The organism is Paenibacillus luteus (assembly GCF_006542765.1).
Lineage (GTDB): Bacteria > Bacillota > Bacilli > Paenibacillales > Paenibacillaceae > Pristimantibacillus > Pristimantibacillus luteus.
The window spans coordinates 166,926-192,587 of sequence record NZ_SKCD01000044.1; the positions used below are offsets into that span (position 1 = coordinate 166,926).

At 47.2% G+C, this 25,662-nt stretch carries 21 protein-coding genes and 1 riboswitch; of the genes, 13 read left to right on the forward strand and 8 right to left on the reverse strand.

The features are described from left to right. Positions 1–326 precede the first annotated feature (326 nt). Positions 327–1,535 carry an MFS transporter gene (locus E0496_RS26780; RefSeq protein WP_141504856.1) on the forward strand — a complete coding sequence of 403 codons (1,209 nt, stop codon included), beginning with the start codon at positions 327–329 and terminating at the stop codon, positions 1,533–1,535. A gap of 17 nt (positions 1,536–1,552) precedes the next feature. On the opposite strand, the gene E0496_RS26785 is transcribed toward E0496_RS26780, so the two are convergent. Continuing rightward, a complete protein-coding gene (locus E0496_RS26785) occupies positions 1,553–2,002 on the reverse strand; it encodes an Lrp/AsnC family transcriptional regulator (protein ID WP_141504857.1) in 450 nt (149 codons plus the stop codon). Positions 2,003–2,050: 48 nt separating this feature from the next. After that, positions 2,051–2,923 carry an AraC family transcriptional regulator gene (locus E0496_RS26790; RefSeq protein WP_141504859.1) on the reverse strand — a complete coding sequence of 291 codons (873 nt, stop codon included), beginning with the start codon at positions 2,921–2,923 and terminating at the stop codon, positions 2,051–2,053. A 154-nt stretch (positions 2,924–3,077) separates the two neighbouring features. Here E0496_RS26790 and E0496_RS26795 point away from each other — a divergent pair, with 154 nt between their 5' ends. The 4 genes from E0496_RS26795 to E0496_RS26810 all read left to right on the forward strand — a co-directional run bounded on the left by E0496_RS26795 (position 3,078) and on the right by E0496_RS26810 (position 7,850). Next, entirely contained in the window at positions 3,078–4,973 is a 1,896-nt protein-coding gene (locus tag E0496_RS26795; protein ID WP_141504861.1) for a beta-L-arabinofuranosidase domain-containing protein, read from the forward strand. 187 nt (positions 4,974–5,160) lie between these two features. Then, a complete protein-coding gene (locus E0496_RS26800; RefSeq protein ID WP_141504862.1) occupies positions 5,161–5,760 on the forward strand; it encodes a TetR/AcrR family transcriptional regulator in 600 nt (199 codons plus the stop codon). Between the two features lie 106 nt (positions 5,761–5,866). After that, complete coding sequence (locus E0496_RS26805; RefSeq protein ID WP_141505050.1) at positions 5,867–7,066, forward strand: MFS transporter; 1,200 nt, start codon at positions 5,867–5,869, stop codon at positions 7,064–7,066. A 154-nt stretch (positions 7,067–7,220) separates the two neighbouring features. Next, entirely contained in the window at positions 7,221–7,850 is a 630-nt protein-coding gene (locus E0496_RS26810; RefSeq protein WP_141504864.1) for a glycerophosphodiester phosphodiesterase, read from the forward strand. A gap of 296 nt (positions 7,851–8,146) precedes the next feature. Here the strand turns inward: E0496_RS26810 and E0496_RS26815 are convergent, their stop codons facing one another. Then, the gene (locus E0496_RS26815) at positions 8,147–8,821 is read right to left on the reverse strand and encodes a helix-turn-helix transcriptional regulator (protein WP_206669878.1); all 675 of its coding nucleotides are present in this window, start codon (positions 8,819–8,821) and stop codon (positions 8,147–8,149) included. A 172-nt stretch (positions 8,822–8,993) separates the two neighbouring features. Between E0496_RS26815 and E0496_RS26820 the strand changes: the two genes are divergently transcribed. The 3 genes from E0496_RS26820 to E0496_RS26830 all read left to right on the forward strand — a co-directional run bounded on the left by E0496_RS26820 (position 8,994) and on the right by E0496_RS26830 (position 12,106). Then, a complete protein-coding gene (locus tag E0496_RS26820) occupies positions 8,994–10,394 on the forward strand; it encodes an MFS transporter (RefSeq protein WP_141504865.1) in 1,401 nt (466 codons plus the stop codon). Between the two features lie 86 nt (positions 10,395–10,480). Next, positions 10,481–11,170: a Crp/Fnr family transcriptional regulator gene (locus E0496_RS26825; protein WP_141504867.1), complete on the forward strand. Its 690-nt coding sequence runs from the start codon at positions 10,481–10,483 to the stop codon at positions 11,168–11,170. 93 nt (positions 11,171–11,263) lie between these two features. After that, positions 11,264–12,106, forward strand: a complete 843-nt coding sequence (locus E0496_RS26830; protein ID WP_141504869.1) for a DNA alkylation repair protein — start codon at positions 11,264–11,266, stop codon at positions 12,104–12,106. 37 nt (positions 12,107–12,143) lie between these two features. On the opposite strand, the gene E0496_RS26835 is transcribed toward E0496_RS26830, so the two are convergent. Further along, positions 12,144–13,109, reverse strand: a complete 966-nt coding sequence (locus E0496_RS26835) for an alpha/beta fold hydrolase (protein ID WP_141504870.1) — start codon at positions 13,107–13,109, stop codon at positions 12,144–12,146. A 186-nt stretch (positions 13,110–13,295) separates the two neighbouring features. Between E0496_RS26835 and E0496_RS26840 the strand changes: the two genes are divergently transcribed. Genes E0496_RS26840 through speD form a run of 3 tightly spaced genes read left to right on the forward strand, consistent with a single transcriptional unit; the run spans position 13,296 to position 16,145 of the window. Continuing rightward, positions 13,296–14,834, forward strand: coding sequence for a bifunctional GNAT family N-acetyltransferase/carbon-nitrogen hydrolase family protein (locus tag E0496_RS26840; RefSeq protein WP_141504872.1), 1,539 nt, complete (start codon positions 13,296–13,298; stop codon positions 14,832–14,834). A gap of 15 nt (positions 14,835–14,849) precedes the next feature. After that, on the forward strand, positions 14,850–15,737 hold the full coding sequence (locus E0496_RS26845) for a carbon-nitrogen hydrolase family protein (RefSeq protein ID WP_141504874.1): 888 nt from the start codon (positions 14,850–14,852) through the stop codon (positions 15,735–15,737). Between the two features lie 3 nt (positions 15,738–15,740). Continuing rightward, positions 15,741–16,145 carry an adenosylmethionine decarboxylase gene (gene speD, locus E0496_RS26850; protein ID WP_141505052.1) on the forward strand — a complete coding sequence of 135 codons (405 nt, stop codon included), beginning with the start codon at positions 15,741–15,743 and terminating at the stop codon, positions 16,143–16,145. 86 nt (positions 16,146–16,231) lie between these two features. Here speD and E0496_RS26855 read toward each other — a convergent pair whose 3' ends face one another. Both E0496_RS26855 and E0496_RS26860 read right to left on the reverse strand, forming a co-directional pair. Beyond that, positions 16,232–18,031: a sensor histidine kinase gene (locus E0496_RS26855; RefSeq protein ID WP_141504876.1), complete on the reverse strand. Its 1,800-nt coding sequence runs from the start codon at positions 18,029–18,031 to the stop codon at positions 16,232–16,234. Further along, positions 18,028–18,789, reverse strand: a complete 762-nt coding sequence (locus E0496_RS26860) for a response regulator transcription factor (protein ID WP_141504877.1) — start codon at positions 18,787–18,789, stop codon at positions 18,028–18,030. The genes E0496_RS26855 and E0496_RS26860 overlap by 4 nt, the downstream gene beginning before the upstream one ends. A gap of 215 nt (positions 18,790–19,004) precedes the next feature. On the opposite strand from E0496_RS26860, the gene E0496_RS26865 reads away from it, so the two are divergent. Further along, positions 19,005–20,039 (forward strand): peptidoglycan DD-metalloendopeptidase family protein, encoded by a 1,035-nt coding sequence (locus E0496_RS26865; protein ID WP_241675009.1) that lies wholly within the window; start codon positions 19,005–19,007, stop codon positions 20,037–20,039. 101 nt (positions 20,040–20,140) lie between these two features. On the opposite strand, the gene E0496_RS26870 is transcribed toward E0496_RS26865, so the two are convergent. Both E0496_RS26870 and E0496_RS26875 read right to left on the reverse strand, forming a co-directional pair. Continuing rightward, complete coding sequence (locus E0496_RS26870; RefSeq protein WP_141504879.1) at positions 20,141–20,761, reverse strand: sensor domain-containing protein; 621 nt, start codon at positions 20,759–20,761, stop codon at positions 20,141–20,143. A gap of 706 nt (positions 20,762–21,467) precedes the next feature. Continuing rightward, complete coding sequence (locus E0496_RS26875) at positions 21,468–23,447, reverse strand: Ig-like domain-containing protein (protein ID WP_141504881.1); 1,980 nt, start codon at positions 23,445–23,447, stop codon at positions 21,468–21,470. Positions 23,448–23,653: 206 nt separating this feature from the next. Next, positions 23,654–23,852: riboswitch (cobalamin riboswitch) on the forward strand. 154 nt (positions 23,853–24,006) lie between these two features. Here E0496_RS26875 and E0496_RS26880 point away from each other — a divergent pair. Next, on the forward strand, positions 24,007–25,629 hold the full coding sequence (locus E0496_RS26880; protein WP_141504883.1) for an S-layer homology domain-containing protein: 1,623 nt from the start codon (positions 24,007–24,009) through the stop codon (positions 25,627–25,629). Positions 25,630–25,662 lie beyond the last annotated feature (33 nt).

A 25,662-nucleotide genomic window follows, 5' to 3' on the forward strand; every position in this document is an offset into this window, starting at 1 on the left:
TGTATATGAAACAAGATATTCCCGTAGACCAGCAAGGAGAAAGCGACGTTATAATTGGCAGCATAGAGCACTGAGTATGCTCAGCCAAGGATAATGGGGTCAAGCATAAAGATTGTGATTCCTATTTTTATAGACCATGGAATTAACGGAAAAATAGATAAACTGCGTGGAATACCACGGTGGAAATGAGGAAATACCTTAATCGTTTTATGTAATTCGGTCTTTGGAATAGGTAAACTTACTTCTAACAAGCGGATACTCGCGAGGATTGGCTTGGAAGCCAGATTTCAACCATTTGGCATAAAAGGATAGGAGTTGTTATTAGCATGAACCATCATATTGCATCTAAGGATCAGCGTGACGCCATAATGCCAGCTGCTGATCGTTTCCCGTGGGCTGGCCTGCTGACGTTAGCCATGGCAGTATTTATTGGCGTCCTTACCGAGACGATTCCAGCAGGTTTGCTCCCTCAAATTAGCGCTGGCCTTGGCATTTCAGAAGCACTCGCCGGCCAGCTCATTACATTATATGCGCTCGGCTCACTGCTGGCTGCAATTCCGCTAACTGCAGCGACACGCGGCTGGGGAAGAAGACGGCTGCTGCTGCTGTGCATCATTGGTTTTCTAGTATTCAATTCGGTAACGGCTTTGTCTTCGAGCTATGTACTCACGCTAGCTGCCCGTTTCCTAGCAGGCGTCGCTGCCGGCGTATTGTGGGGAATGGCCGCTGGTTTTGCCAGACGTATCGTACCTGATGCGCTTAAAGGCCGCGCCATGGCGGTAGCTATGGTGGGTACCCCTCTCGCTTTGGCTCTTGGTGTCCCTGCTGGAACAGCGCTTGGCGGAATGATAGGCTGGAGAGCGGTTCTCGGAATCATGTCGCTTCTGACCGTTGTACTCATTCCCTTAGTGTTCTTGAAGCTTCCGAATCTGCCTGGGCAACCCGCAGGAAGCAGAGTCCCGTTAGCTCAAGTGTTCGTTATGCCGGGTGTGCGTCCCGTATTGGCTGTCGTACTTGGCTGGGTGCTGGCCCATAACATTTTATATACCTATATTGCTCCATATGCTGCGAAGCTGGGTCTTTCCCAGCGGGTAGATGTGGTTCTGCTTATTTTCGGAATAACGTCCGTGATCGGAATTTGGATCACAGGGATGTGGATAGACCGCATGAAGCGGCAATTGGTATTAATCAGCATTGGCGGTTTTGTGTTAAGCTCCATCATGCTTGGACTTGGCAGCACGCACGCCGTAGTTATTTATGCAGCAGTTGGCTTATGGGGGATAACATTTGGCGGAGCAGCGACGCTGCTGCAGACGGCCGTAGCCGAAGCGGCTGGCGAGAATGCGGACGTGGCTCAGTCCATGCTGGTCACCGTTTGGAATCTGGCTATCGGAGGGGGCGGTCTCATAGGAGCCGTTTTACTGGAAACGCTTGGAGTAAGCTCATTCCCTTGGGCATTGGCGCTGCTGCTCCTGCTGGCTTGGATCATTGCGTGGCGTGCCAAGGCCTACGGCTTCCCACGCTCAAATCGTTGATCAGGTCTATTTTGATCTCATCGTTCACTGGCTTGATCGAGCATGGGAATAAGGAACTTATGGTCAATGGGAGAGGACATGACAATCAGAATAGTATAGGTGCCATATTTGTCGCACTGATTGCCAAACTCCTCCAGTGAGCGTGTGGAATCGGTCATTACTTTCAATAAATAGTTATGTTCGCCGCTGATGCGGTGACATTCGATCACATCGGGACTTGTCTGGATGAAATCAAGAAAGGCATGGCAATCCCTAGTACGAAACAACATATAGGCTGCTGCGCCTTTTCCAACCTTTTCTGGCGAGAGGATCGTACGGTATTCCTCGATAATTCCCTGTTCCTCCATACGCCGGACTCTTTCTGTTACGGCAGGCTGGGATAGTGCGACAGCTTTTCCTAGCTCGGTCATCGAAATTCTTGCCTGTTTCTGAAGATGAAACAAAATTTGTTTATCAATATGATCCATGTTCGATATCCTCCTAAAAATATAAGGTTAAATAAATTGTAAAATCTTTTATGTCTTATAGAATCGGCTCATATAAGAAGAGGGAGGTTCGCCCAGCACTTTCTTAAATACGCGGCTAAAATAATAAGGATTGCGGTAGCCAAGCCGCTCGCTGATCTCCGATACGTTCATAGAGGTATTTCTCATCCACTCAATCGCTTTTCCCATTCGCAGGCGGGCATGCGCTTCCACAATCGTTTGTCCCGTCTGTTTCTTAAAGGAGGCAGAGAGATAACTATAGTTTAGCCTCATATGGATGGCAATGCTTGTTGAATCAAAGTCCTCTTCAAGATGCTGCAGCAAAAAAGCGATTATCCGACCAGCGATTACATCTGATTTTCCTGTTTGCAGCCCGTTCTCCTTTTGCTGAAATTCCTTCTGCAATTCAAGAAACAGCTGACAGACCCGCAAGCTTATCTCCAGCATGCCATGATTGGCAGGTAGGAGATAATTCGAGGTTAAAGCCTTCAGGCGTGTTTCCAATCCTAAATGAAAGGGTGATGTTCCGTACTTTGGCATTGGAATTACATAGTGGTAATGATCCGGTTGGTAGTAATCAATTTCCGGCAACGGCGGGTGCTCACGATATACAATTCCGTCATCGAATGGGACATTGAAATGAATCCAATACCAGCATGTGCCGGGTGCTGTTGCGGGAAGACCCCAGTGATGCATTCCTCTTTTCAAAAATAAATGCTCATTCGCTCCAACGAAATATTCCACTCCCTCCTCAATGACCTGCATGCAGCCGCGAACGACAAACAGAAAGACATCATAGTCGGCAATGCGATCGGGATGCGTATAAGCAGCTTCCGTATGGCTCATCCCAATATCCCTTATTAAAGGGATGCGGTCGGCGCTTAAATAGACTTGACCATTCATGATGAATTCTTCGCCTCCGACGTCCGATTTTTGAACTTTGAATAAGATGTTAAAACCAAAAAAAGTATAGGTAATCTGAGGGTTTGTGCATTTTTCTTTATTCCCCTTCATTATACGATAAGGCTATCGAATAAAAAAAGGGAGGCTATCTCGAATGAACCATTTCAAACTCAAGGATTTTCCAAATGGAAGCGTGAGGCTTAATCAGGGACCACTGCAAGCACGGCTTCAATTAAATAAACAATATGTGATGAGCCTGACGAATGAAAATTTGCTGCGGAATTTTTATTTGGAAGCAGGGTTATGGAGCTACAGCGGAAACGGGGGAACGACTAGCGCCACAGCTACCAGCATGGATGGCCCTGAACAATGGCATTGGGGTTGGGAGTCGCCAACCTGCGAGCTGCGCGGGCATATGATGGGCCACTGGTTATCGGCTGCTGCACGCATCTATCGCCAAACAAGCGATAACCTTGTAAAAGCGAAAGCTGATTTCATCGTCACTGAATTGGCCAGATGCCAGGAAGCGATCGGCAGCGGTTGGCTGGCTGCTTTTCCAGAAACCTATATGCACCGGATTGTAAAAGGCAAATGGGTATGGGCACCGCATTACACGGTTCATAAGCTGCTCATGGGGCTCTATGAGATGCACCAGTTGGCAGGGAATGAGCAGGCGCTAACGGTCATGGTCGATATGGCGGCATGGTTTTATGAGTGGACGGATACGTTCTCGCGCAAGCAAATGGACGATCTGCTTGATCAGGAAACGGGAGGCATGCTGGAGACTTGGGCGGATCTCTATGGGCTAACCAAGGATGTGAAGCATCGAGAGCTCATCAGCCGTTATGACCGACGCCGTTTTTTTGATGCCTTGATAGCAGGCGAAGATGCGTTGACCAACAAGCATGCGAATACTCAGATTCCGGAGATATTGGGTGCGGCTAAGGCATGGGAGGTGACAGGAGAGGGGCGTTATCGCCAAATCGTTGAAGCATTTTGGAAATGCGCAGTTGAGGACCGTGGTTATCTTGTAACCGGAGCCGCAGATGATGCGGAGCTTTGGATGCCTGCCGGAAATATGACAAGGATGGGCGTGGGACAGGAGCATTGCGTGAATTACAATATGATGCGGCTGGCGCATGTGCTGCTTCGCTGGACAGGCAATCCTGCGTATGCGGATTATTGGGAGCGCCGCTTCATAAATGGCGTGCTTGCTCATCAACATAGCGAAACGGGCATGATCTCCTATTTTCTTGGCATAGGAGCGGGCAGCAGCAAAAAATGGGGCTCGCCGACGCAGCATTTCTGGTGCTGTCACGGTACACTCGTGCAAGCGAATGCTTCTTATGACGAGCAAATCTTTTTAAAGGATGAGGGTGGGATTGCTATTCTGCAGTGGCTGCCCGCGTCCTTAACGACAAAGGTTGATGATGCAGCCTTGACGTTGACCATCGAACAAGACGGACAGCATGGGTTATACCCGCTGAATTCCTGGAACGTGGCAGGCATGACGGCAATAACGAAAGTGGATCAGCCGCCTATTCCTGTACATCGCCCAGATCGATTTAAGTATGAAATGAACGTAGCCCTCTCTACGAATAAAGTGTTTGGCTTGAAGCTGCGTCTGCCATGGTGGCTAAACGGCAAAGCCTTGATTTATGTTAATGGCGTGCTGCAGGTAGGCGATTGGCAGCCATCCACGTATGCTGTGTTGGAGCGGGAATGGGCAGATGGGGACCATATTCAGGTGGAGCTGCCGAAGACGTTAACAGCGGAGCAGCTTCCAGGCGAGCCAGACACCTATGCTTTCCTGGATGGTCCAATCGTCTTGGCAGGATTAGTAGCGGAAGAAAGGCGACTCGCTGGCAATCCCGAGCGATTGGACACGCTGCTGGTCCCGGACCGGGAAAGAAACCATAGCTGGTGGAACTCCGGATATTATCGCACGAAAGGCCAGGAGTGCGGCATTCGTTTTATTCCGTTGTATGAAATAAAGGATGAAGCCTACAGCGTTTACTTCCCCATGAGGCCAGCTTCGGTTTATTCTTGAAACACCGAAAAGCCCCAGCTAATGAATAGACGAAGCTCTTATTACTCTTATCCATAAAGGGGCATAAGAGCTTCTTTTTTTGATAAAGGTTGCTATCGGTCTTGATCCACTGGTATAATACAAAACGAACGTTCAGTATTATTTGCGATAGAGGGAAGAAATAACCTCCGAATAGGTGTGTGGGCGAATGAACAAAAAACAAATGCAAACCGAGCTTACTAAAAAAAGAGTTGCTGACGCGGCTAGAGCACTGTTTGCTCAGAAAGGCTATAAGGGAACCTCCATTGAAGATATTGTCGATGCGACAGGCAGCAGTAAAGGGAATATCTATTACCATTTTAAGAGCAAGGAAGGATTGTTTCTTTATTTGCTTGACGAATGGGATTTGGAGTGGGAACGGAAATGGCGGGAGAAGGAGAACTCGTACCATACAACGGTAGACAAGCTGTTCGGGATTGCTGAGCAAATGGTTCTTGATGATCTGAATCATCCACTGACAAAAGCAGCTGACGAGTTTTTCAATAATGAAGAGAAGACCAATGAAGTTGATGAGCGGATGGCGGTTATGGTGGATCGGCATTTGTTATTCAATAAAGAATTGCTGCAGGAGGGAATAAACAGAGGGGAATTTAAGGATGATAACGTAGATAGGCTGGCGATTGTTTTTGAAGGTTTCTTTATGGGACTTGGCCAAATGTCGCGTCGTAAAAACAAGCCGGAGGAGGCGCTTCAGCTGTATCATGCAGCCGTGAAGGTCTTTTTATATGGTGTTGCGAAAGAAAAATAATAAGGTAACGGCGGGCAATTCCATAAGCAATGATGGAATGTGTACTGCCGCCTGAATACAGACCGAACATTCAGTATGATTTGAAAGTGATGAGAGGGTTTTGATGATGGCATTGTTGTTAAGGAATAGGGGAGCCGTGCTTCTCCTCATGTTTAATATTCTTCTAGTATTTATCGGCATCGGGCTTGTTATACCTGTCATGCCTACTTATATGAGAGAGCTGCATTTGAATGGCAGCATCGTTGGGTTGATGGTTGCCGCCTTTTCGTTGACGCAGCTCTTGTTCTCGCCATTGGCGGGCAGGCTGTCCGATACCTACGGCAGGAAAAAGAATATCGTGTTCGGAGTCATTATTTTCGCCATTTCGGAGTTTTTATTCGGGATGGTCAGCGAACCGGTGTATTTGTTTGCAGCACGCATGCTGGGTGGGATTGGTGCAGCTCTTATTATGCCATCCGTTATGGCTTACATCGCAGATGTAACGACGGTAGAGGAACGAGCCAAAGGGATGGGCTATATTAACGCGGCTATTACGACCGGGTTTATTATTGGTCCTGGTATAGGAGGGATATTAGCTGAATACGGCACTCGTGTGCCCTTCTATGCCGCAGGTATTGCAGGTGTGATTTCAGCCCTGTTAACCATATTTATTTTACCGGACTCGGGGGTAAGGAAAGTACAGAAGAGCGCCAAGCTGAGGGAAGCGACGGAGACCAGTTTTGCCTCGCAGCTGCTGCGTTCCTACCGGGAACCATATTTTTTAAGCTTGATTATCGTGCTGGTTGCTTCCTTTGGATTAGCGAATTATGAGACGGTATTTGGTTTGTTTGTGGATCAAAAGTTTGGTTTTACCGCGAAAGACATTGCCATTATTATTACGTTTGGCTCAATTGCCGGTGCTGTCGTACAAGTCACTATATTCGGATGGATCTTAAACCGATTTGGAGAGCGCAATGTTATATCCGCTTCTTTGCTTACGGCTGGGCTGTTTGTACTGCTCACTCTGTTCACGAAGAGCTACTGGATGATTTTGGCCGTTACCTTTGTTTTGTTTTTGTCGATTGATATTTTGCGACCGGCTATCGGTACGCAAATTTCCAAAATGGCAAATGAGCAGCAAGGCTATCTGGCAGGGCTGAACTCGGCATTTACCAGCTTGGGGAACATCGTTGGCCCGATCGTTGCAGGGTTTCTCTTTGATATCGATATTAATTTTCCATATATTTCAGCATCCATTGTATTGTTCCTATGCTGCGTTTTGTCGGTTAGGGCTGCCAAAGGAGACAAACGGAAAGCGAATGGCTAATTGATTCTTTATTATACAGAAGAAGCCCGCTCATGGTGAGCGGGCTTCTTCTATTTTCGATTAATAACAATTTGGCTATTCAGGGATTTTTTTTGCAAAAGTAAGGGTTGATCACCGGAATGGAAAATCGTTATAATATCGCTAAAACGGTGTAATGTCAAAATTTATAGTCAATGAGGTGGGTTATATGTACCGAACACTGGCCGCCGCGCATACGGGCTGCGGTGAGAGTCCTGATAACACGATGGCGTCTTTTGTGGAGGGCGTAAGGTCTGGCGCTGATATTGTAGAAGTTGATATTGTTGTAGCGAGGGATGGGAGTGCCATTCTTATGCATGACGACACACCTGAACTTCTATTGCATTCCTATGAGGAATGGAATCAGCCCCATTTGCGAGTGCTGCTGAATACGGCTTACGAGGAGCATGAGATCGCAACGCTAGAGCAAATTTTCCGGGCAGCCGAGCCGCTCGGCATTAACCTAAATTTGGATATCAAATCGGCTGCAAGCATTGAACCCACGATCGCATTGATTCGTAAATACAGGGCGCAGGAGCGGTCGTACATTACGGGTTATTCGGAATCGATTACGGAGACCTATCCGGATATTCAAGTCATGCTGAATACCCCCGTTGAACTTACGCCGGAACAATTAGACAACTATGAGAGGTACGCAGAAACGGCATGCCAGGAAGCGAAGCAAAGAGGATACAGCGGGCTGAACATGAAGGGGACGACTTGCCGTCCTTTCATGGTAGAAGCGGCTCACCATATTGGCCTGTAGGTCTGGGTCTATACCGTCAATGAAAAAGAGCTTATGCAGCAATTTATCGAAATGAGTGTTGATGCCATAACGACGCGTGAACCCGAAGCGCTTCTGAGCCTTTTGGGGAGGACGGCACGTTAGGCAATAGATGGTTCCGCAGCCATGTCTCTTTATATGCAGCTTCCGTCTTCCGGCACTCATCACTCTACTTGAAAATAAAAACGCCGTTTCCAACCATGCGCCCCCGATCATGTATCCGGGGGTTATGGTTTGGAAGCGGCGTTTTTTTCATGTTCGATGCAAACAAAGTTTACTTAAAGCACTGCGCTGCCCTTAGGCTTGATCGAATAAACGCAGCGGTTGCTGTTCGTCAGCATATGCGATTTGCGTTCCACGTCAACATCCTCCCCAAGCACCTGCTGAATCATCTCCAGCTCTTTGCTGCAAAGGCCGGAGCATACTTTCGCTGCTTCGCAGATGGGACAGTGCTTCTCCACAAAGCTATAGGATCCATCAACGTTGTCGATCACTTCCGCCATGTATCCCTCAGCCGTGCGCGCATGCGCAAGTGCTTCCAACTGCTCCTTCAACGGAAGGTCGGAGGGAGCTTTGCTTAAATATTGGATGATCTGCTTGCGGTTGCGGATCTCCAGCATTTTTTCCAAGCCTTCTTCTTCAAAGGCTTCCCGCATGGACTCAATCATGCTCACGAGAAGGTCCGCATGACCGTCAGGAAAGAGGCGATTTGCTTCAGGCGTTAGTCTCCACATTTTGGCTGGACGGCCCATGGGTCTCGCTTCCTCTTCAAATGCGACCAGTCGTTCCTCTTGCAGATTATATAAATGCTGCCGCACGGCCATGCCTGTTAATCCAAGCAGCTTGGCTAGTTGAAGCGCGTCTAAAGCGCCTTCTTGCTTCAGCAGCTTGATGATCTCCCGTTTCGTTCGTATTGCCATTCCTTCTTTGGAAGCTGTGGTTGTTTTTGCCATGCTACGGCACCTTCTTTTTATAGAAAAGTGGATGAAACGATCTATTAACATTGTAAAGAAAAAAGTTGACTAAGTCAAAATAAAACCTTATATTTGATTTTGTAAAGAAATATGTTTACAAAGTATCCGGATACAACGTATACATAAATCGCAGATTTTAGGGAGGCCAGGCATGATGACTGAGAAACAAAGTATTTTTGGACCACGTTATGTTGCTTTGACGATTGGGATTATTTTGGCTGTAATGGCTGTTGGATTCGAAGGCTTGGCCGTAACGACGGTTGCGCCGGCGATTGCTAATGATTTAAAAGGAATGGCGCTTTATGGTTGGATTTTTAGTGCGTACTTGTTAGCGCAAATTATCGGAACGCTGGTCGTTGGACGTGTGATTGACAGGAGAGGGCCCGCCATGCCATTCACGGCAGCGATTGCCTTGTTTGCTGTTGGGTTAGTAGCGGCAGCCATGGCTAGCGATATGATTATACTGATCGCAGCGCGTGCCTTGCAGGGATTTGGTGCTGGTGCGATGATGACCTGTGTTTATACGGCGATTTCATTAAGCTATCCTGATGAGCTGCGGGCGAAAATATTAGGAGCATTCGGAACCGCGTACGTTTTGCCTTCTATGATTGGTCCATACGTTGCCGGTGTCATCGCTCAGCAATTTTCGTGGAGATTCGTGTTTTGGGGTGTGCTTCCGTTTCTGGTGCTCGCAACCTTCTTAAGCCTGCCTGTTTTCCGAAAGTTGAAAATTCCCAGCGTTCAAAAGCAAAACGGCAGAGGAGCGACCTTGCTGTCCATCCTGCTTGCGATTGGAACCGGGCTTTTCTTAAGCGGTCTAGGCATGCTTCCAAGCGCAGCAGGAATTATGCTGGTGCTGCTTGGCTTAGTGCTCATGGCGCAGCCGCTTCGGAAATTGCTTCCGGCCGGTACGCTGGGCTTGCGCACCGGCTTGCCATCGCTCATTGCTTCGCGCGGTTTATTTTTTGCGGCTTATGTAAGTACGCAAAATTTTCTAGTACTGGCATTAACGGAAACCAAAGGTTTGACGGCAGATTTGGCGGGGCTAATCGTAGCAAGCGCTGCACTTAGCTGGTGTGTCGTATCCTATTTGCAGTCCCACTGGGATGCTGCGGATCAAGGAAGAGGCCGACACAAGCGAATAAGAATAGGCGTGCTGCTCATGATTGTAGGAATCGGCATCGTCGTTTGGGTGCCTGACCTTAATATTGCCCTATCCGTTATCGGCCAAATGATCACAGGGATTGGAATCGGGCTGGCTCATCCGACTAGCGGAGCCGTTGCTTTTGCAAATGCCAAAGAAGGTGAATCGGGCGAGGTATCCGCCAACCTCCAGTTTGCGGATTCATTCACGCCAGGTGTCGTTATCGGGATCGGGGGCGCAATTATTGCTATTGGTCAAGCTGCCGGGCTACTCATGGAAAATGGCATTTTTGGGGCAATGCTGCTTAATCTTGTATTGATTTGCCTAAGTTTGCTCGCGAGCTCTCGCTTAAAAACAAGTCGTTCAACCGGAAAAGCAACGGATGGAGCCACGGCTAGCATTCATTAAGTCATTGAAATTGGCAGGACTTCATGCGAAGTAATATAATAAACACAACCAACCTAAGGGGGGTTATATTCAAACAAGGAGCAGGTATGGATAAAATTCAATATTTATCACAATTTAATTTGCTTCATTCGCTGTCGATGGAAGAGTTGATTGAAATGGATCAGCTAACCTCTATCACAACGATTCCCAAGAATACGTTTATTCAAACGCCAGATACGTTTCGCGAAGGCCTTTATTTTGTGAAAAGAGGAATGGTTCGCCTATACAGGCTTAATGCCGAAGGGAAGCAGTTCACTTCAGATATCCTCAATGAAGGCAATGTATTTGGCGAGATGGCTAAAATTTCGTTCGGAACGCGGGATCATTACATTGAAACGATCGAGGATAGCGATATCTGTTTGCTGGACAAGACAAGGTTTGACGATTTCCTCATCAACCATCCCCGCTTTATGATGGCATTGCTTGGCGTATTGAGCGAGCGGATCGCCTCGATGAGCCTTTTATCGCAGCACCTGGCCCTTGGAAATTTGCATCATAAAATTATGTTTACGCTCGTAAAGCTGTCCAATCAATTTGGCATCATCAATGAGGGTGCCTATTATAAAATCGGAGTATCGTTGACTCATCAGGAGATTGCTCATTTTGCAGGCGCAACTAGAGAGGCTGTAACTGTAGCCTTGCAAGAGCTGGTGAAGGAAGAAGCAATCAAGACAGGGTTTAAAACTGTCTGGATTCACAGAGATAAGCTATTTGACATTCAGCGATCTCAAGTCTAGTTGTAAACCACATTACATCCTATCCTGTCAAAAGGCTGTATGCTGTTGGTAACGCCCGTCTAATGACGGACTTGCAGAGGAAGTGTGGTTACAATGGATAAGGAGAACAGTCGGAAAGGTTCTAATACTCTTTTGGAGCGAAAGGGAGCTATCCGAATATGTGATATTCCGATTGACGTTAGGCTGCTGCTGCAGGAAGGGAAACTGCAATCGGTCAATTTAACCGAATGGCTATCTGTCGATCATTTGCTATTGCTGAAAAACGTTCTGATTGAGTTCGGGCTTGAGCGCGAATCAATAGCTATCTTGCAAAGGCTGGAGCAATTAAACGAACCGAAAGTAATGAAAGTCATACCCGCAATCGCAAAAGAGTGGCTTGTTCTTATCGAACAGGATGAGAAGGCAAGCCGTATATTTGACAGGCTCTCTGCGCATTCATCCGATAGCGTTCGCTGCTGGGCAGCTTATATTATCGGATTGGATGCGCGTTCCAACCTGCAAGAAAAATTAAAAGCCATTCGGGTATTTGCCGCAGATCTGCATTTTGGCGTTCGTGAGATCGCTTGGATGGCTTTAAGGCAGCCCATTGCTGAAGATTTGAAGCGGGCGCTTTATTTGCTAAGCGTGTGGGTCATTGATCCTGATCCCAATATTAGACGCTTTGCAGTTGAATTAACGCGGCCTCAAGGCGTTTGGGCCAAACATATTCAGGAGCTGAAGTTGAACCCTGCGATGGCCATTCCTCTCCTGGCTACCGTTATGTCCGATCCGTCTAAGTATGTTCAGGATTCCGTAGGCAATTGGTTGAATGACGCTAGCAAGACCAATCCGGATTGGGTGATACGCATTTGCAGCGATTGGCTGGATAGATCGGATACAAAGGCGACGCAGCGCATAGCTGCACGAGCCCAAAGAAGTATGATGAGAAGCAAATAAATGCTGAATACTGCCGTAGTGAACTGCGGCAGCCCCATTATTCCTTGTTCAACATGTCTAATAGTTTGTTGAACACGAGATCGCTGTTGGTCCAATGGATATAATGATTCGCATTCGTGATGGTCTCTTGCATGCTGTTACTGGACCATTGCAGAAGCTCTTGCTGTACGTTTCGCCATGCTGCTCCACTGTCTGATGACAGGATAAGCAGGGGGATTTCCTTTAAATGACCGTGATCCAGAACGATTTGCGCGTTTTCATTCATTAGGCTTATGAAGCTTAGATTGCTCGTATTTCCTGCTTTGTTGTAATACATCGCTTTGTCCATCGCTCTTACTTCTTCAGGGAGCTGCGGATTCCGCAGGTTTTCAGCAGCAAACGGCAATAATATCCCTGCAGTTCCTAATGCCCTAATAATCCCGGTCACCCGGAGAGCCGCCACTAACCGATTCACAATATAAGATTTGGTTTCCCATTCTTTAGCGTAAAACTCAGGGCTTCCTCCATCGAGCAGTACGATGCCTTTAACTTCATCCGGGTATTTTTGGGCAAAATGTAAAACTTCAAGCGAAGCGAGCGAATGGCCCACCAATAAGTAAGGCGGTGCTTCATGGGCTTGTTCAAGCGAGTCATGCAGTTCATCAACCATAATTTCTACTGACCTTGGCCTGTCAGTTTCTCCACTCCATCCAAATCCAGCGCGGTCATAACTTACCGTCCTTGCGTAAGGCCGCAGTTGATTCTGTAAAAGATAATAATCGGTATAAGCCGAAGGGGTTCCGGAGCCAGCAACAAACACAACCGCTGTATCTCCTTCTCCTGTGCGATAGGCATGCAAATCAAATGATTTAGTTGCGAAAATCTCTCCAGGCGATGAGAACATGCTGCTTTCGCGCAGCATCATTTGATGCTGCCAAATTGTGCCGATCGCAAGCAGCAGACACATAATCCCCGTTAATTTTAACCACCGAGTCCTCTTGGATCTTCTATTTGTTTTTTCCATCCTGTATACCTTATCCTTTTCTGTATTGAAGGGGTTGATCTAAATCATACCTCATCAAGCTTAGGCATAACCACGATTACATCCAAATGGCCTTAAAAATTTACAATCCGATGACTATCCATTAATACGGCTATGAAACTCTCCTCTTATAATGAAGTCAAACTAACGTTTGCATGAGGAGACTATATGACATCCGATCAAATTTCGCAATTTGAAAAGAAAGTGATCATCCGAAATATCGAAGCGGCAGACTTTACTAAAATCATCGCGCTGCAGCATATTTGCTTTCCGAATATGAACCCTTGGCAAACCGATCATTTGGAGAGTCACATTCGAATTTTTCCCGAGGGGCAAATTTGCGTTGAGCTGGATGGGGAGATCATTGGCTCCTGTTCAAGCCTGATCGTTAACTTTGACGATTATTTAGAGCAGCACACGTATTCAGAAATCACGGACCGCGGCTTTATCCGCAACCATAATCCGCGCGGCGGCAGCTTGTATGGGATGGAGGTTATGGTGCATCCCGACTATCGCCGGATGAAGATTGGCAGAAGGCTGTATGAGGCGCGCAAGCGCTTGGCCGAGAAGCTGAACCTTAGAAGCATCATCGTCGGCGGTCGCATTCCGGGTTATCACAAGCATAGCGACGAGATGTCGCCAAGAGAATATGCCGAAGAGGTGCTTCAGCAAAATATTTATGATCCGGTGCTTACTTTTCAAATGATGAACGGCTTCACGCTGAAGCGAATCATTACGAATTATTTGTCCGATGACGAGGATTCGCACAACTTCGCTGCGCTGCTTGAATGGAATAACATTGACTATAAGATAAGCAGCAGCAAAACGCACTATAAGCTCTCGTTTCCTGTTCGCATTTGTGTCATTCAATATATGATGAAAAAAATCGATTCCTTCGAGGAATTCGCCACCCAGTGCGAGCATTACGTGGATGTTTCAGCAGATTATAAATCGGATTTTGCGGTGTTTCCGGAAAACGTTACGATGCAGCTGCTCTCTTTTTTGGAGGAGCGCTCACCAAGCCTTGCCGTTCGGAAGCTGACGACGTTTACCGCTCAGTATGTGGAGCTGTTCTCCGAGCTCGCCGTGAAGTACAACGTGAACATTATCGGCGGCTCCCATTTTGTTGAGAAGAACAACCGGATTTATAATGTGGGTCACTTATTCCGGCGGGATGGCACGATTGAACAGCAGTATAAGCTGCATATCTCGCCGAATGAACGCAGGTGGTGGGGGATTAACGGGGGTTCGAAGCTGGAAGTATTCGATACCGATTGCGGCAAAATATCCATTCAGCTGAGCAGCGATATCGAGTACCCGGAAATTTCGCGAATCGTCGCGGAGGAAGGGGCTCAAATCATTTTCGTGCCGTTCTGCGCAGAGGATCGGCAAGCCTTTCTTCGTATTAAATATTGTGCGCAGGCACGCGCTATCGAAAATCAAGTGTTTACAGTGACGTCAGGAACCGTTGGCAATCTTACGCATGTCGATAATGTCGATATTCAGTATGCGCAGTCAGGCGTATATACGCCTGCCGATTTCTCGTTTCCGCGCGACGGCATTGCCGGAGAATGCAGTGAAAATACGGAGACGGTGATTATGGCCGAGGTGGACATGGAAATTTTGCAGCGTCACCGCAAATCGACTGACGTGCTCACATTCCGCGATCGCCGAACGGATATCTATTCCCTTCAAATTCGCTCATAGACAAGGAAGAGCCCGATGAATATATTAACTGTCGCCGTTGCGCAATACAGCCTTTCGGATGTTCCGTCCGAAGAGGCGTTCTGGACTGGATTAGCTTTGAAGATTCGTAAAGCAGCCGAGAATGGCGCGGACCTGATTGTTTTACCCGAATATATGACCGCACATTTGCTTAGCTTTCAGCCGGAGTTGTCCCATGAAGAGGCATGTTTGCATTTAGACGAGTATACGGGAGAGTATCGCTCTTTTTTTCAGCGAAGCAGCCGGGAGCTGAATGTGATGATTTTGGGAGGTACCCATATTTGCCGAGAAGGGGAAAGGTTTGTGAACAAAGCCAGCCTTTTCTTCCCGGATGGCCGTATCGAGGAGCAAAACAAGCTTCATCTGACGCCCGAGGAACGGATGAGATGGCCGCTCTCCGAAGGAGATAAGCTGAATATCATTGAAACGAAATGGGGACGCTGGGCGATTCTGACCTGCTACGATATTGAATTTCCCGAGCTTTCAAGATTCGCTGCAGAGCAAGGAGTAGAGTTGATTTTATGCCCATCTTACACGGATACGGCTTATGGCTATCACCGCGTACGCTATTGCTGCCAAGCTAGGGCGATCGAGAATCAGCTGTTTGTTGCGCTAAGCGGAATCGTAGGCTCGCTGCCCGAGCAGCGTCCACAAATCGACCAGGGCTACTGCCAAGCAGGGCTATTTTCCCCATGCGATATGCCCTTTACAGCCTCTGGTTTAATCGGAGCGGGAAGGCTGAATGAGGATGAGGTTGTTTTGGGGGAGCTGGACTTTAGCCTTCTACATGAAAACCGTACGAATGGCGCAGTAGCGCCTTTTTATGACCGCCGACCTGCTCTATACGAGAAGCTATCGGACAAAATGACAATAGGGGAGTGCTAAATGGTGGAATATTCAACGTATGGTCGGCATGTGGCGGTTGATGCATGGGGAATTGCCTTTGAACATTTAAACGAAGCGGATTTGCTGCTCGCTCAAATGGTACAAGCTGCTGAAGCTAGCGGTGCAACGGTTTTATCGGTTCAGTCCAAGCAATTCGAGCCACAGGGCGCTACGGTGCTTGTGCTGTTGTCGGAGAGCCATATGTCGATTCATACCTATCCCGAGAAGGGCTTCGCTGCACTGGATTGCTATACTTGCGGTGAAACCGTCGATCCACGGGTGGCAATCGAGGCTATGCTCGCTTTTTTGCAGCCGTCTTCTTTTTCTGAGGTGAATATAACAAGAGGCATGGGAGAGCTGGACGTCCGCATCTTGAATGCGATAGAGAGGTTAGAAGCGCAACTATAGGCCTTAATGGCTGCGAAAATGATCGCTCAATATCGGATATCACGGAAAAGAAGCTGTTCCTTAATAAAGGACAGCTTCTTTTCCGTTCATTCATCAATGGTGATCTGCTCCTGGTGTTCAGTGCGAGCGGCCGCGTCGCGCCAAATGAGGCGAATGATCGTGCCTTTCCCCAAAGCCGTATCCACTTGAATGTGGCCATGCATGGCTTCGATCAGCCCTTTGGATACGGCCATGCCAAGGCCTGTTCCGTTTGGTGTAGCAGATGTGTCGGTTCCTCTATAGTATCGTTCGAACAGCCGAGCCGCTGTAACTTCATCCATGCCAGCTCCGTTATCTGCGAATTGAATCGTTATTTGCTCGCCATCCCTGCTTGCCACGACTGAGACGGTAAGGATCGTCCCCGGAGGATTATGCAGCAGAGCATTGGCAACTAAATTATGAATGACCCTCTCGAGCCAAGGGGCATACAGCTTAACCGTGATGTCGGAAGGAGCAGCCTGAAACTGGATTGCTTCTTTCTCATAATGAGGACTGGCTCCCGCTTGCTTTAACATGTCACGCAGCCAGCTATTCAGCTCCATTTCCTCTGAATCCGGCGCCCGAGCCCCGCTCTTTAATCGATAAGTCAGAGCAAGATCGTTAATCAGATTTTCCATATGCGCAGATTTCTCCAGCATGGTGCCGGAAAACTTGCGAACCTCCTCGGTCGTCCATTCATATTGCGGTTCAGCAAGTAAATGGGCATAACCTTTAATTGAAACGAGCGGCGTTTTCAAATCATGGCTAACTCCTGCGATCCATTCCTCTCTTAGGCTGTCCGTCTGTTGACGCAGTACCTGATCCTTCTGCAGAGTACCAGAGAGCTTATCGATGGAATGCATGACGTCGGCAAAAATACGGTAACGACGCCTCCATTTGCCTGATCGCATCCGGCTGCGATGGACGCCCCGGTGATTCACGGGCTCATGATATACGGCTTTGCCAAGCGCGTCGAGCCAGGTGAGCATATGAAGCAGGGGGACTCCGAAGCGGTGCGCCTGCCACAGGGAGAGGAATACGAATGAAAGGAATATGGCCGTGAACATGGCCGCCATGCCAATTAGAATCGTACGCTCTTCCGCGGGCAGAAACAAACGATTGCCGATAGCGATGCCGTCAGCATTGGGAAGGCAGACGACCCATGTGCGGCCGGTTTCATTATCGTAGGTTGAAGCCAGATGAAAACCGTATCTTTCATTATATATAGAGCGCAGAGCTAGCTCTTGCAGCGTATAGGCAGATGGTGCTGATTCAGGACGGTTATAGGAGACGAGCTCTGATCCGTCTGCATCAAGAAGCTGAACGAAGCCGCCTAGCTGCTTAATTCTGGCAGCCGTGTCACCGGGCAGCAGCAGTCCTTCCTCAGATGAGAAAGTTCCTTTGCTGCTTATTTTTTCTAATAGCATGCCTATATCATTTTGCTCGCCGTATAACAAAGTGAATATCCTTCCGTCTTTCTCCTGAATCCATAGATAAAGTTGGTAGGGGAACGGCGCGGTTCCCATCCAATAAGACATAAACTCGCCGGGCGCATATTTTTTCGGTACATCCTTGGGGGTATTATAAGATTGCTCGACCGCGCCATTCTCGTCAATGCTTTGCAGCCAGCCGCCGTTTTTCTTGACTCTTTCCAGCAAATCGGGATCGAAATGCACACCATCCTTGCCCATCTCCGAGGATTCGACCAATTGAGCCAGGCCGATGGAAGCAAAATCGTGGGAGATTCGGATTTCGACAAAACGGTTTAGGACCCAAAGGATGGTAATGGCGGATATGAGCAGAACGAAGGCGCCAGCGGTAGCCAACTGGAGAACAAAGCGCAGGGTGAGTTTCCGTTTGATGTTCATAATCGATCGGAACCCGTTGTTTCCGACTGAACAAGCTTATAGCCAAGTCCTCTCACATTTACGATAAAGATCGGGTTTGCTGGGTCAGGCTCAATTCGCTCTCTAATGCGGTGGATATGAACCATAACCGTATTGTCATCATGCAGCGCTTCTTCGCCCCAAACGCATTCATACAGCTCACTTTTGCTGAATATGCGATTAGGGTTTTTGCACAAAAACAGAAGCAGTTGAAAGACAAGTGCGGGACAAGCGACCGGTCTTTGCTCGACGCGAAGCTCACCTGCCGCTTCATCGACCTGGAAATGTCCGTAATCGTATACCGTCTTCGTTTTGGTGGAAGAGAGTTCGGATGATGCAGACGCCAAATCTAGGGCTTTATGTTTAGCGGCCAAGTAGCGGCGCAGATGGGAGCGAATGCGCGCAACGACCTCCAGCGGATTAAATGGCTTTGTAATATAATCATCCCCGCCTACCGCAAAGCCGGTCAGCTTGTCAAAATCGGATTCGCGAGCAGTGAGAAACAATATGGGCGCATCCGTCGTTTGACGGAGAAAAGGGCATATTTCAACTCCGCTGCGTCCAGGCAAAAGGACGTCTAATACGATCAGATCATAGGTTTTGGCTTCGCAAGCAGCAATGGCCGCTTCTCCTGTTATGACCATATCTACGTTCGTGTAGCCTTCCTTACGCAGTACAGTTTGCAATAAATCAAGGATGGATTGTTCATCGTCAACAAGCAATATAGCCGCATCGTTCATTCGTAAATTCCTTTCTACCGCGGTATCGTTACCCTCATCATAGCATGTTTTGCTGTAAATGAACGAAGCGCTGTCTTAACGGAACCTTAATTGTCTGCTTAGTCTGTGGTGAAGAGTTAAGTCGCAGTTAAAGCTGCGTTATACGGAAGCTAAGTCTGGCTTGTTAGACTAAGAAAGACAGAAGCGAAGACATCCATATAAGCGGAGGTGCGGAAGTGAAGAGAACAGACGGAAAGATTAAATGGAATGTGCTCTATTATAGCAAAACGGTACTGGCGGCTGGTGCGCTTGCAGCGCTCTTAACGGCATGCGGAGGAGGGAATTCGGCAGTGGCAACGGACAAACCAGCAGTGACCACGGAGGTACCGGCAGAAACAACGAGCACGGAGGTTAACAGGATCAAACCTGAGGATTTGCCAGCAGCTCTGCTTGACGGCAAGTATACGGAGGTGTACGCCGGATTTAGCAATGAGTTTAAAAAGCAAGTGAGCGAAGCCGATTTTGTGAGCATGTCTAATGATTTTTTGAAGGATATCAGCTCGTTCAAGCAGGCTTCGACCATGCAGCTTAATGGGGGCGACTACCGCTCATGGATTAGTGATTCTGAGGAAATGGGAATGACAGCCGTATTCGATGAAGAAGGAGTCGTTTTGGGGCTGCAGGCTAAGCCGCTTTCGGATTGGCCGGAAACGGATAACCGCTTGACGAAGACTGCATTTGATTTCCCTCTGAAAGGGGAATGGTTTATTTTCTGGGGTGGCCGCAACGAGCTTGTCAATTATCATTATGAGCATGAAAGCCAGCGGTATGCGTATGACATTATACAGAACAAGGACGGCTATTCCTATAAGGGTGACCCGCTAAAAAATGAAAGTTACTACGCTTTCGGCAAGCCCGTACTTGCGCCAGCGGACGGAACCGTAGTCGCCGTCGTCAATGACGTACCGGATAACGAGCCCGTAGGTGTCATGAACGAAAAGGTGCCCGCAGGCAATGAGGTTGTCATTGATCATGGCGGGGAGTATAGTGTGCTGGCCCACCTGAAGAAAGGCTCCGTTACGGTAAAGGTAGGAGACAAAGTGAAAAGCGGCGATGAAATCGGGCTGCTCGGCAATTCCGGCAATTCCAGCGAAGCTCATCTTCATTACCAGGTATCGGATGGCGCAGATTTGTTTGCGTCCCTCTCGCTGAATATTAACTGGAAGAACGGCATGACTCCTTTGCAGGGAGAAACGGTAACAGCTGAGTAATCAGTATGACATGAGTAAGCTAATAAAAAGCTGTTCCATGCGGTATTGAATCGCAGGAACAGCTTTTCTTTTTTACTAACTAGGTGTTCGAGTGGAAACGCTTATGCGTGGGAAACCGCTTGAATCCATGCCGCATATAACCTTCCGAGGCCGCGCAGAATCAGCGGCAGCAGCAATACAAGCACCAAACCTATGCCGGCAGCTACCCATGACCGTTCATAGGAGGTTAGTTCTGTGAAAAACGGGTAGTTCACCCATTCAAACGTATCAAGCTCATAAGAGAAGAATGATTCGCTGATTTTATAGGCTAAGGGAGCTAGCATAACGGCAAAGGCCGTAATCGGCAAAACGACAGCGATCGTAAAAGCTGCAATGCTGATAGGAAGCTGTACCAGGCTATACAGGATACTGCGATAGGAGCGTCCGTCCTTGAGTAAGGAGAAGAACGACGATGAAGCTTCGGATTTGAGCGCCGCCGGATGGTTTGTGATTGAATGCTGCGGATCACTGCCCCGCATCCATCGGCTGACTTGTTGTTCTTCTTGTTCCATGAACCCCCGGCATAGAGCAAAGGTCAGTGCCAGCATAGGCAATCCAATCCATAGAATGGCGAGCGGCAAGCTGACGCATATCCCCGCAATGGCAACGACAAACGCAATGATTCCTTTGGGCAGTGACAGGATAAGCAGGTTCCAGGCTTTAAATGCATTTTGTTTTTTCATCTTCGTATTCCTCTCCGGATCATATTGTTACCAGTATAGAAGTTTCACTTCGCTTCGGCATTTGTCTCCGGGCTGAAATTTGGCAGGACCTTGGTCTAGGATCGTTGGCGGGGGATACGATGCTTGTCTGGCTAACCTATTCTGATTCTGTATAAATTTCAAGTAATGACACATTGAAACACCTACTGAAAAAAATCCTCGAACTTGAGGTTATAGAAACCTATATCTCTTATGAAACAGGAGGAATTTTCAAAAATGAGGGAGTTCTGGCCAAATGCGAACACAGGAACAACAGAGACTGATCCAAATGCTGATGTCACATTTCCAGATTTTTCATTTGGGCTAAGCAAGCAGCCGAAGCGGGTGAACATCAATATAAAATTACAATTTCAAACAAGGACGGAAAGTGAGTTGCTCCACGACCTTAGGGGACTTCGATCGAGTGAGGAGATGCTGCTAACTTTTAACCTAGGCCATGTCCGAAGCAAGAAAGTCCTTGTTCACCCAGATCATGCCCCGATCTCCATGCAATGAAACTGGATTTCGCTTAGAGGGGAGAGCGTCACTTGGTTATGTAATTTCAGGTTCGCATTATGACGGCTATTAGGGTTAGTCTTCTTTATGCAAAATAGGATTGAAAATAAAAAATGGCGTTACAGTAAAATTAGCTCTGTTCCGCCATTCCTCTATGTAATCGATTGTTTACTTATTCAATATTTACACTAATATATTGGGTGACATAGGCGTTCCAATGGTATGAGACCATAATGCTCTGAGTTCCTTTTCTAAGTCCGGTAACCATACCTTTGCTGTCAACGGAAATGATAGAACCTGAGGAATAAAACTTTAATCCCATTTGACCGTAATCCAGCCCAAGTCGGTTATTTCCCTCTGGGTCGATAACTAGATTTAATGTTTTGCTTTCGCCGACTTTTAGGCTAAGCTTCCCCATCACGGAACCGTTTTCGTAAGTAGTTCCTGTGCTCTCATCATAATAGGACACTTTACGAATTGGCTGATCAATTACAAAGTTGAAATTGTTATCAGTAGGATCCCAATGAAAGTTTGTTTTGGCTTGAGTGTCTTTATCGAAGTTAGACCAACCTAGAAATTTGATGTAATTGTAACCGACGCGTAGGTATGGATATTTGTAAAAGCCAGAATAGAACTCTCCATAGATAGGGGCGCTTGGGAAAACTTGTTCTGCCATAGTTGCAATTTGCATTTGGAAGTCCCGAAGCTTATTTTTCGTTTGTAACTTTTCTTCGCTTGTTATGACTCTGCCATATTGTACAATTTCAAGATCCGGATAGTCCTGATCCAAAGTTAGTGGTGCCGGTCCCATCCAATCAATGCGAATATATACTTTGTATCCTGGAGAGCCTGTGACCTGAAATCGCGGATTCCAATCACCGAGTGCTGAAGGTAACGAAATATAATTCTGATTTAAAAATGCTTCAAATAGTTGAATGCTGCCTTCGTTAATAACATCTTGAAGAGTGATTAGTTTCTCTTTTACGTTGATGGTTAATTGATCGGATAGCTTCGTTCCTTCAGCAGTGGCTGTTATGGTTGCCTTTCCAGGAGAAACAGCAGATATAATGCCATTTCCGTCTACCAAAGCCACTTCAGAATTATCAGATCGCCATATGATTTTAGAGTTTTTGACATGACTTGGGTTGACAGTAGCTAAGAGTTGTCTAGTAGCACCTGCATTCATCTCAATTATTGAGTCGGAAAGCTCAACACTTATCACCTTGGCTTCACGAACGATCAAGTTGCTTTTTAAGACGATTTGATTGCCGATAAAAGCTTGAATAACTGTCGATCCAGCTGAAACGCCAGTTATTAAGCCCTCTTCGACCGTAGCTATTTTATTGTCATCGGTTGTCCATAATACCTTATAACCAATCGCGTCCACTGATTGGTTTTCTTTTTCGTTTAAAACCACCTTCATTTGCTCCGATTCTCCAGCCTCGATTGATACAGAAGATTTGCTGATTCGGACATCGGATGCTTGCAGGTTGGTAACACGGATCGTACAAGAAACGGAGTTGCCTTCACTGACAGTTCCGGTAATCTTTGTGCTTCCATTAGCTATTGCCGTGACTAGACCTTCACTATTAACCGTAGCTACCATGTCATTTGAGGATGTCCATATTATTTTTACACGTTGCAAGTCTATTTTTCCTGATACTGGTTTTAGTTGCGTAATGAGCCCAGGGAACATCTTAATTTCCGATGGTCTGCCTTCTAGATACAGAGAGGGACTTGTGATCGAAACGGCATGATCAGCTTTTTTCCATGTTACGTCATTTCCGGTGGCTTCCCCAATAAATCTTAGAGGAACGAGGGTATTGCCTCTTATCACCATAGGAACGACAGACAAGTTTCTGTACTGTCCGTTAACGCGCGCTTGCGACTGTCCAATGATAAGTTGAATGTCTAGACCATCTTTTTTACCCGTAATGGTTTGGCTGCGTTGATCCCAAGTAATTGTTAAACCCAGCTTTTCAAAAATCGTTCGGAATGGTACCATTACCGTCCCACTCACCATGACAGGTTCATTGCTTAACTTAATTGGTTGACCGTCAATATACACTTTGATGGGTGCTGCAGCGTCGTTAATTGATGGAACAGAGAGAAAAACAAATATCGAAAACATGGCAATCAAAATTTTTCGCAAAATACCAACTTCCTTTCAACTCAACTCATTGAAAAAATAACCATCTTATCATATCACTTCATCGGAAAATAATGGAAGTAATTTGAGAGGGGATTATAAAGATATAATTGAGGCGTTTTCTGCGTAGGGGGGATGAAGCTGATAAGTATTGAAAATTAAAAGTTTAACATGACAAACAGGCCATAATTCGATATGATGAGCAAGATAATTTAATATGAAAAACAGGTGCCAACGATGCGTTTAAACGATAAAAGCATGGATTGGTTAAAAGGGAAGCAGGTGAAATTCCTGCGCGGTCCCGCCACTGTAAGAGAGGAGCCCTTTCAAGAATGCCACTGGGAAACCGGGAAGGCTGCGAGGGCGATGATTCTGAGCCAGAAGACCTGCCTGTTTTTAATACACCATGAACTCTACGATGGATAGGAAGGTGTTTATTAGTGCATGCAAAATGTGACTGTATACTCTATTAAACCTCTTAACAATTCCTGTTGAGAGGTTTTTTTCTGTGCGGTTGCTGTTTGTGTCTGACTATCTATCTAAATAGAAAGGGGACTTATTTATGAAAATTCGCAAACCATTTCTTGCGTGGCTGTTGGTTGGAAGCCTGTTTTTGTCTATCTTCTCTGCGAATGTCAATCTTTCTTATGCAGCTGATGCGGAAAATGACGTGGATATAAAATCGTTATACTCCGATGCCAATGCCATCTCCCCATGGGCTGCTGGCGCGATTGGTAAGGCTACGCACAACGGTTTCGTTCAAGGCAGCAATGGGAAGTTTAATCCGAAGTCAACCGTGACCAGAGCGGAATTCGCCAAGATGCTTGTTGCTGTTCTGAATCTAGAAGTCAAGGCCGACGCAACCAGCAGCTTCACTGACGTAACGGCAAAGGATTGGTTCTATCCTTACGTAACAGCAGCTTCCAATGCGGGCTATATGACAGGGTTTAACCGAAAATTTGATCCGAAGGCAAGCATTACGCGCGAGCAATTGGCAGCAACGCTTGCAAGGGCATTGGCTTTGGAGCCGGCTAAACCGGCCGCCAACATCAAAGATATCGAAGCAGCATCCGCTTGGGCCAAATCCGATATCGAAACGATCGTCGCTTCTGAATTAATGCAGGGCGACCAGAACCAATTCCAACCAAAAGCATTCGTAACCAGAGAAATGGCTGCCGTAGTAGCCATGAGAGCATATGATTTTGAGATTATTAGCAAGCCGAGTGAAGGAAATAGCGATCCAAGCAAGCACGAAGCGGTAACGAAGCAGATAAAAGCGACGGCTGCTTTTATGCAGAAGGCTGTGGCGAATCCGGTTATAGCAAGCGTTGGCGGGGAGTGGACCGTACTCGGTCTGGCCCGTTCAGGCGTAAAGATTCCGGATGAATATTATGCCAATTACTACGCTAACGTAGAAAAAACATTGAAGGAAAAAGCAGGCAAGCTGCATAATGTTAAATATACGGAGTATGACCGCGTCATTTTGGCTTTGACAGCCATTGGCAAAGGCATCGATGACGTAGCGGGTTATAACCTTAGAGAACCGCTCGCTGATTACGAAACGGTAATCAAGCAAGGCATTAACGGACCGATCTTCGCGCTGATTGCTCTTGACAGCAAGCATTACGAGATTCCTGTCGTGGCAGGCGTAAAGACGCAGACGACAAGGGAGCTGCTTGTCGATTTTATTTTGAACAGGGAAATTAAAGCCGGGGGCTGGGCTTTAGGGGCGAATGCCGAGGTAGCGGACCCGGATATTACATCGATGGTCATCCAAGGACTGACGCCTTATTACGAAACGAATAATAAAGCCAAAGCTGCCGTCGACCGCGGCCTTGACTGGCTCTCGAAAGCTCAGAAAGCGGATGGCGGTTATGCGAGCGGAGGCTCTGCCAATTCGGAGAGCGCCGCGCAGGTCGTTGTAGCTTTATCCGGACTTGGCATTGATCCGCAGCAAGATGCGCGATTTGTGAAAAACGGCCACTCGGTTGTTGAAGCGTTATTCGGCTACGCTGCGGCTGGCGGCGGCTTCTACCATGTGAAGCAAGGCGGCGTCGATAATGGCGGGGCGAAGCCCGGGGAAGTGGACCTCATGGCATCGGATCAGGCGTTTTATGCACTGGTCGCTTATGATCGGTTCGTGACCAAGCAAACGCGTCTTTATGATATGACGGATGTGAAATAACCATTAAATCGGATGCTGAGCAAGGGTAGCTAG